Origin of the sequence: Paraburkholderia strydomiana, from assembly GCF_046030495.1 — a bacterium.
Taxonomy (GTDB): domain Bacteria; phylum Pseudomonadota; class Gammaproteobacteria; order Burkholderiales; family Burkholderiaceae; genus Paraburkholderia; species Paraburkholderia strydomiana_A.
Genome location: NZ_JAQQCJ010000008.1, coordinates 274,166 through 280,598, shown reverse-complemented (window position 1 = coordinate 280,598; position 6,433 = coordinate 274,166). Strand labels below are relative to the sequence as shown.

The following is a 6,433-nucleotide window of genomic DNA, read 5'->3' as shown; positions in this document are numbered from 1 at the left end:
TTGTTTCTGGCCTGACGGACGCGCTCGGGGTTTACCTTAAGCCCACCTGAAGTCGAGTGATTGCGCGACGATCCTCATCGAGACGCTGCAAGCCCAGCCAGTACGGCGTTAGCGCGCATTGTCACCCATCAGCGCCGTCGCCCCGGAAACGTTGTTTATCGCCATAAGCGATACAGCCTATCCGTCATATCGCGTTGCACGATACGGGCCATGATCGTCACACTGAGTGCAAATCAATCGCCGCATTCAGGAGACATCTCATGCGCACCCAAGTTGGCATCATCGGTGCTGGGCCCGCGGGCCTGCTGCTTTCCCACCTTCTTCATTTGCGGGGCATCGAGTCGGTCGTGCTCGAAACGCGCACACGCGAACAGATCGAATCCACCATCCGCGCGGGCGTGCTCGAACAGGGCACGATGGACCTGCTGAGCGAAGCCGGCGTCGGCGCGCGCATGAAAGCCGAAGGCGCACTGCATCATGGCTTCGAACTGGCGTTCGAAGGCAAGCGCCGCCGCATCGATCTGACCGGACTCACCGGCCATTCGATCACGGTCTATGCACAGCACGAAGTGATCAAGGATCTGGTCGCGGCGCGCGTGGCCGCGAATGGCGCGCTGCGTTTCGGCGTGTCGGAGACGTCGATTCACGGCATCGATACCGACAAGCCGGCGATCCGCTATCGCCACGAAGGCGAAGCCTGCGAGCTGCAATGCGACTTCGTGATCGGCTGCGACGGATCGCAAGGCGTCTCGCGCGCATCGATTCCGCAGGCGCTGCGCAAAGACTATGAGCGCGTCTACCCGTTCGGTTGGTTCGGTATCCTGTGCGAAGGGCCGCCGTCGTCGGCGGAACTGATCTATGCACGCCACGACCGCGGCTTCGCGCTGATCAGCACGCGCTCGCCGAACGTGCAGCGCATGTACTTTCAGTGCGATCCGAAGGACTCGGTCGAGAACTGGTCCGACGATCGTATCTGGGCCGAATTGCACGCACGTGTCGATTCGCACGACGGGCAGAAGATCGTCGACGGCAAGATTTTCCAGAAGAACATTGTCGGCATGCGCAGTTTCGTGTCGGCCACGATGCAGCATGGCCGGCTCTTCCTCGCCGGCGACGCGGCGCACATCGTGCCGCCGACGGGCGCGAAGGGCATGAACCTCGCCGTCTCCGACGTGCGTGTGCTGACGCAAGCGCTCAACGCGTTCTACGTCGAAAATCGCAGCGATCTGCTGGACGGCTATACCGAAACCGCGCTCAAGCGCATCTGGCGCGCGGAGCACTTCTCGTACTGGATGACGAGCATGATGCACCGTATCGAAGGCGCGTCGCCGTTCGAGCAACAGTTGCAGGTGGCCGAACTCGAATACGTGACGACCTCGCGTGCGGCGGCCACCGCCATGGCGGAAAACTACGTCGGCGTCGCTGGAGCGCACGCATAAACATAAGCGAAAGCGCGTAGCGTACGCAGCGCGTCGGGTGACTAGTTCAACGATAAATCCCGATGCGCCGCAGCCTGAAACTCCGTAGGCGTGACGCCGGTCTGCTTGCGGAAATAGCGACTGAAATAAGCCGCGTCCTCGAAACCGAGCGCATGCGCAATCTGTTTGATGGTCAAGCCTGAATAGACCAGATCGCGCTGCGCCTCGCGTATCAGATGATCGTTGACGAGCGACATCGGCGAATGGCCGAGTTCGTCGCGGCAGATGCGGCCCAATTGCGCGGCCGTGATGCCGATTTTGCCCGCATAGAACTCGATCGGCTGATGCTCGCGAACGTGCGCGGCGACGAGTTCGCGCAGCCGTTTGATCTGCGCCGCGCGCCGGTCGTTGACTGTTGCGCCGGCCGCCGCGCTGGCCGCCGAAGCCGCGTCGGTCAAACGCGCCACTTGTACAAAAAGTGCAATCATCAACGACATGCCCGCGGCGATGTGGCCGCGCGCACTGCCACGAAATTCCTGCTCCAGCAAACCGAATAGCGGCATCAGCGTGTCGTCGCCGATCTCGGGTCGCACGGGAATCAGCGCGGGCCGCTGCAGCACCGGCAACAGACCCGGCGACACCGCCTTCGAAATCGACTCCAAAGCCCGCTGCGCGGCGGTAATCACCAGCCCGTCGATCTCGGGCGAAAACACGAAGCCATGCACCGTTTGCGCGGGAATCAGCAGGAGGCAAGGCGGTTCGATCACGAGCTTTTCGCTTTCTATCAGCACGTGGCCCGTTCCGCTGCGGATATAGAGGATCTGCAGCAACGCGTCGTGCCGATGAGCGGAGATGTGCCAGTCGTTAGGACGGCTGCGCTCGGCGATCCATTCGAAATTGAACGCGTCGTACCAGGGCGGTCGCGCGGATTCGCCGTACAGATCGTAGTTAGGGATTTTACTCATGCCGGTTTGTCTCCTGTGTACGAATTGTCCTGCGATGCGCCGCCTTTGTCCAATTTCAAGCGCATTCGCGTCGCTATACTTTTTTCCATGAAAGGGGCGCTGGGATAGCGCGGTGCAGGTATCGACGCGGCACGCCATACCGGCAATCAAAATCATGGAGATTCGGATGACTAATCAAATAAAGAAAGCCGATGCGGACGCGAACCAGCGGCATTGGCTCGGCCTCGAAGGCAAGGTCTGCGTGGTGAGCGGCGCGGCCGGGGGCATCGGCAGTGCGATCGCTCACGTGCTGGGCGGGGCCGGCGCGCGGCTCGCATTGCTCGACCGTGACGACGACAAGTGCCGCGCGCTTGCGCAAGCGTTGAACGCGAACGGCATCGAAGCACTGGCGCTGGCCTGCGATATCGGCGACATCGACAGCGTGCGCGGCGCCGTGCAGGGCGTCGAGTCGGCGTACGGCGCGGCCGATGTGCTGGTGAACAACGCGGGCCTGCTGCGCCCGGGCGGCATCGAGGAGATCGCGCTGGATGCGTGGAACGCGATGCTGCGTGTGAACCTGACCGGCTACATGCTGTGCTCGCAGCAGTTCGGCCACGGCATGCTGAAACGGGGCGCGGGCGCGATCGTGCATGTCGCGTCGGTGGCCGCGCATCATCCACAGACTTACAGCGGCGCGTATAGCCCCGGCAAGGCCGGCGTGGCGATGCTGTCGAAACAGATCGCGGCGGAGTGGGGGCCGCGCGGTATCCGCAGCAACACGGTGTGTCCGGGCATGATCCGCACGCCGTTGTCCGCCGCGTTCTACGAGCATGGCGACATCGAGCGGCGCCGCAGCGCGATGACGGCGAGCCGCCGTATCGGCGAGCCCAACGACATCGCCGATGTCGTCGCGTTTCTCGGCAGCGCTCGCGCCGCGTATGTGAACGGCGCGGAGTTCGTCGTCGACGGCGGGCTCGAAAGCATGCTGATGGACCTCGTGCCGCGCCCAGGCTTCGAAGCCGCAGCGGCTGCGCCGGTCACTCGCCAAGCCCCCGCACAAGGACGCACATCATGACTACCGCAACACGTGCAATCGGCAACACCACACTGACCTGCGACGTGCTCGTCATCGGTTCGGGCGCGGGCGGCCTCTCGACGGCCATCACTGCGCGCAAGCAGGGGCTCGACGTGATCGTGATCGAGAAGGAGCCGTTCTTTGGCGGCACGACCGCGTTTTCCGGGGGCGTGCTGTGGATTCCGGGCAATCGTCACGCTAGCAGCAATCACGTGAGCGACACGCGCGAGGCGGCGCTGACCTACATGCGCAACGAGACCGGCGCCTTTTTCGATGCCGCCGCCGTCGACGCGTTTCTCGACACCGGCCCGCACATGCTTGAGTTCTTCGAACGGGAGACCGCAGTCAAATTCGTGCCGACGCTCTATCCCGACTATCACCCAAACGTGGGCGGCGGCGTGGATATCGGCCGCTCGGTGGTAGCCGCGCCGTTCGATGCACGCGCGCTCGGCAAGGACATCGGGCGTTTGCGGCCGCCGCTGAAGACGATCACGTTCATCGGCATGATGTTCAATTCGTCGAACGCGGACCTCAAGCACTTTTTCAACGCGACGCGCTCGTTGACGTCCGCGCTGTACGTGGCGAAGCGCCTTGCAAGCCACCTGAAGGATCTCGCGCTGTACCGGCGCGGCGTACAGGTCACGAGCGGCAACGCGCTCGCCGCACGACTCGCGAAGTCCGCGCTCGACCTCGGCATTCCGGTTCACACGAACACCGCGGCGCGCGAGTTGACCGTCGCGGGCCAACGCGTGACGGGTGCGCTCGTTAGCGGACCAGACGGCGAGATGCGCATTACCGCGCGGCGCGGCGTCGTGCTCGCGTGCGGCGGCTTCTCGCATGACGTGGCGCGCATCGCCCGTGCGTATCCGCACGTGCGGCGTGGCGGTGAGCACGTGTCGCCGGTGCCGACCGGCAATACCGGCGACGGCGTCGGCATGGCGGAACGGCTGGGCGCGAAAGTGACGATCCGTTATCCGCAACCGGCGGCCTGGATGCCGGTCTCGCGTGTGCCGATGCGCGATGGCAGCGTCGGCGTGTTTCCGCATCTGCTCGATCGCTACAAGCCTGGGATCATCGGCGTGACGCGCGCGGGCAAACGCTTCACCAACGAAGCGAATTCGTATCACGACGTGGGCGCGGCGATGATCGACGCGTGCGCGAACGAGCGCGAAACCGCGATGTGGCTGATCTGCGATCACGCGACAATCCGCAAATACGGGCTTGGTTTCGCGAAGCCCGCCCCGGTCCCGCTCGGACCGCTGCTGCGCAACGGCTATCTGACGAGCGGCCGCACGCTTGCCGAACTCGCGCGCAACGCGGGGCTCGACGGTGCGGCGCTGGAAGCGACGGTGAAACGCTACAACGCCGATGCAGTGCGCGGCGAAGACCCCGAGTTCGGGCGCGGCACGACCTCGTTCAACCGCTATCTTGCAGACCCGGAGCACCGTCCGAATCCATGCGTCGCGCCGATCGGCAATGGCCCGTATTACGCGCTGAAGGTGGTGATGGGCGACCTCGGCACCTTCGATGGCATTTCGACCAAAGTGACCGGCGAAGTGCTCGACGAAGCCGGCGCGCCGATTTCCGGCTTGTATGCAGTCGGCAACGATCGCGCGAGTGTGATGGGCGGCAACTATCCCGGCGCAGGCATCACGCTTGGCCCGATCATGACGTTCGGTTACATCACCGGGCGGCATCTGGCAGGCGTCGGTGAGACCGGTGAAACTGGTGCAAGCGGCGCGAACGCAAGTCACGACCGGGGCGGCAACGCAGGCGCCCGCAACACCGAAACCGTGTTGAGGACAGGCACATGAGCAGCGGCAAACCGTTTGTCGATCACCGCATCTATACGATCCGCCCGCGCGGCATGGCGGAATTCATCGAGGTATTCGACCGGCTGGCCATGCCGATCCAGGTGAAGTATCTCGGTGCGCCGGTCGGCTTCTATATGAGCGACATCGGCGCGCTGAATCAGGTCGTGCATCTGTGGGGCTACGAGAGCATCGCCGACTACGACCGGCGTCGCACCGCGCGCGACGCCGATCCGCAATGGCCCGCGTATTTGCAGGCGTCGGCGCATCTGATCGTCGCGCAGGAAAGCCGCATCATCAAACGCGTCGATTTCAGGAGCCTGGCGATGCTTCGCTAGCGGCGCCGCATCATTCAGGAGGAGACAAAACATGAACGATCGAACACGACGCGTCGCGCTCGTGACAGGCGCCGCGAACGGTATCGGCTGGGCGAGCGCACAACGTTTCGCGCAGGAAGGCTATAGCGTGGTCATTGCCGACATGGATGCGAATCGTGCTGGCGAACGCGCGCAGGCATTAGGTGCGGCTCATCTGGGCATCGGCGCAGATGTGGCCGTCGAAGCCGACGTGCGCGCGCTGATCGGCGCATGCATCGAGCGTTTCGGGCGGCTCGACGTGCTGGTCAACAACGCAGGCAACGGCGATCAACCGCATCCGACGATCGAGCAGAACGTCGAAGCGTTCGACCGGCTACTCGACATCCATGTGCGCGGCACCTTCCTCGCATGCCGCGAGGCGGCCCGAGTCATGCTCGCGCAGCGCAGCGGCGCGATCGTCAATCTCGGCTCGATTGCGGGGCTCGCCGGCATCCCGGCGCGCAACGCATACGGCGCCGCGAAGGCGGGCATCGTGGCGATGACGCGTTCGCTCGCCTGCGAATGGGCGCGCGACGGCGTCCGCGTGAACGCCGTGGCGCCAGGCTATGTCGCCACCGAACTGGTGGAGACGCTCAAGCGCAACGGCCAGATGAATCTGCAGGCCATCGAGCGGCGCACCCCGATGGGCCGCCTCGCACAGCCGGATGAAATCGCGCGGGCAATCAGCTTCCTCGCGTCGGACGCGGCGAGCTACATCACCGGCACGGTGCTGAGCGTCGATGGAGGCTGGCATGCGTACGGCGCCGCCGGCGACTGACAGCCTCCTGAACGCCGCGAGCGAATCTCGGCATAGGCAGCCGCATTATTC

6 protein-coding genes are annotated in these 6,433 nt (G+C 64.3%); 5 read left to right on the top strand and 1 reads right to left on the bottom strand.

Features of this window, described 5'->3' with window-relative positions:
- The first annotated feature begins 260 nt into the window (after positions 1-260).
- Positions 261-1,439, top strand: a complete 1,179-nt coding sequence (locus tag PQQ53_RS13690; RefSeq protein WP_408324457.1) for a 4-hydroxybenzoate 3-monooxygenase — start codon at positions 261-263, stop codon at positions 1,437-1,439.
- Positions 1,440-1,480: 41 nt separating this feature from the next.
- Here the strand turns inward: PQQ53_RS13690 and PQQ53_RS13685 are convergent, their stop codons facing one another.
- Complete coding sequence (locus PQQ53_RS13685; RefSeq protein ID WP_408142084.1) at positions 1,481-2,383, bottom strand: helix-turn-helix domain-containing protein; 903 nt, start codon at positions 2,381-2,383, stop codon at positions 1,481-1,483.
- A 166-nt stretch (positions 2,384-2,549) separates the two neighbouring features.
- Here PQQ53_RS13685 and PQQ53_RS13680 point away from each other — a divergent pair, with 166 nt between their 5' ends.
- The 4 genes from PQQ53_RS13680 to PQQ53_RS13665 are packed head-to-tail and all read left to right on the top strand — an operon-like array spanning position 2,550 to position 6,382.
- Positions 2,550-3,437 (top strand): SDR family NAD(P)-dependent oxidoreductase, encoded by an 888-nt coding sequence (locus PQQ53_RS13680; protein WP_408324455.1) that lies wholly within the window; start codon positions 2,550-2,552, stop codon positions 3,435-3,437.
- The gene (locus PQQ53_RS13675; RefSeq protein WP_408324454.1) at positions 3,434-5,251 is read left to right on the top strand and encodes an FAD-dependent oxidoreductase; all 1,818 of its coding nucleotides are present in this window, start codon (positions 3,434-3,436) and stop codon (positions 5,249-5,251) included. Before PQQ53_RS13680 ends, PQQ53_RS13675 begins: the two co-directional genes overlap by 4 nt.
- Positions 5,248-5,586, top strand: coding sequence for an NIPSNAP family protein (locus tag PQQ53_RS13670; RefSeq protein WP_408324452.1), 339 nt, complete (start codon positions 5,248-5,250; stop codon positions 5,584-5,586). Before PQQ53_RS13675 ends, PQQ53_RS13670 begins: the two co-directional genes overlap by 4 nt.
- A 31-nt stretch (positions 5,587-5,617) precedes the next feature.
- Complete coding sequence (locus tag PQQ53_RS13665; protein ID WP_408142091.1) at positions 5,618-6,382, top strand: SDR family NAD(P)-dependent oxidoreductase; 765 nt, start codon at positions 5,618-5,620, stop codon at positions 6,380-6,382.
- The last annotated feature ends 51 nt before the right edge of the window (positions 6,383-6,433 follow it).

Bases quoted from the DNA above. Each gene is read 5' to 3' on its own strand.
- PQQ53_RS13690 (WP_408324457.1), top strand. From the start codon at position 261: ATGCGCACCCAAGTTGGCATCATCGGTGCTGGGCCCGCGGGCCTGCTG.
- PQQ53_RS13685 (WP_408142084.1), bottom strand. From the start codon at position 2,383: ATGAGTAAAATCCCTAACTACGATCTGTACGGCGAATCCGCGCGACCG.
- PQQ53_RS13680 (WP_408324455.1), top strand. From the start codon at position 2,550: ATGACTAATCAAATAAAGAAAGCCGATGCGGACGCGAACCAGCGGCAT.
- PQQ53_RS13675 (WP_408324454.1), top strand. From the start codon at position 3,434: ATGACTACCGCAACACGTGCAATCGGCAACACCACACTGACCTGCGAC.
- PQQ53_RS13670 (WP_408324452.1), top strand. From the start codon at position 5,248: ATGAGCAGCGGCAAACCGTTTGTCGATCACCGCATCTATACGATCCGC.
- PQQ53_RS13665 (WP_408142091.1), top strand. From the start codon at position 5,618: ATGAACGATCGAACACGACGCGTCGCGCTCGTGACAGGCGCCGCGAAC.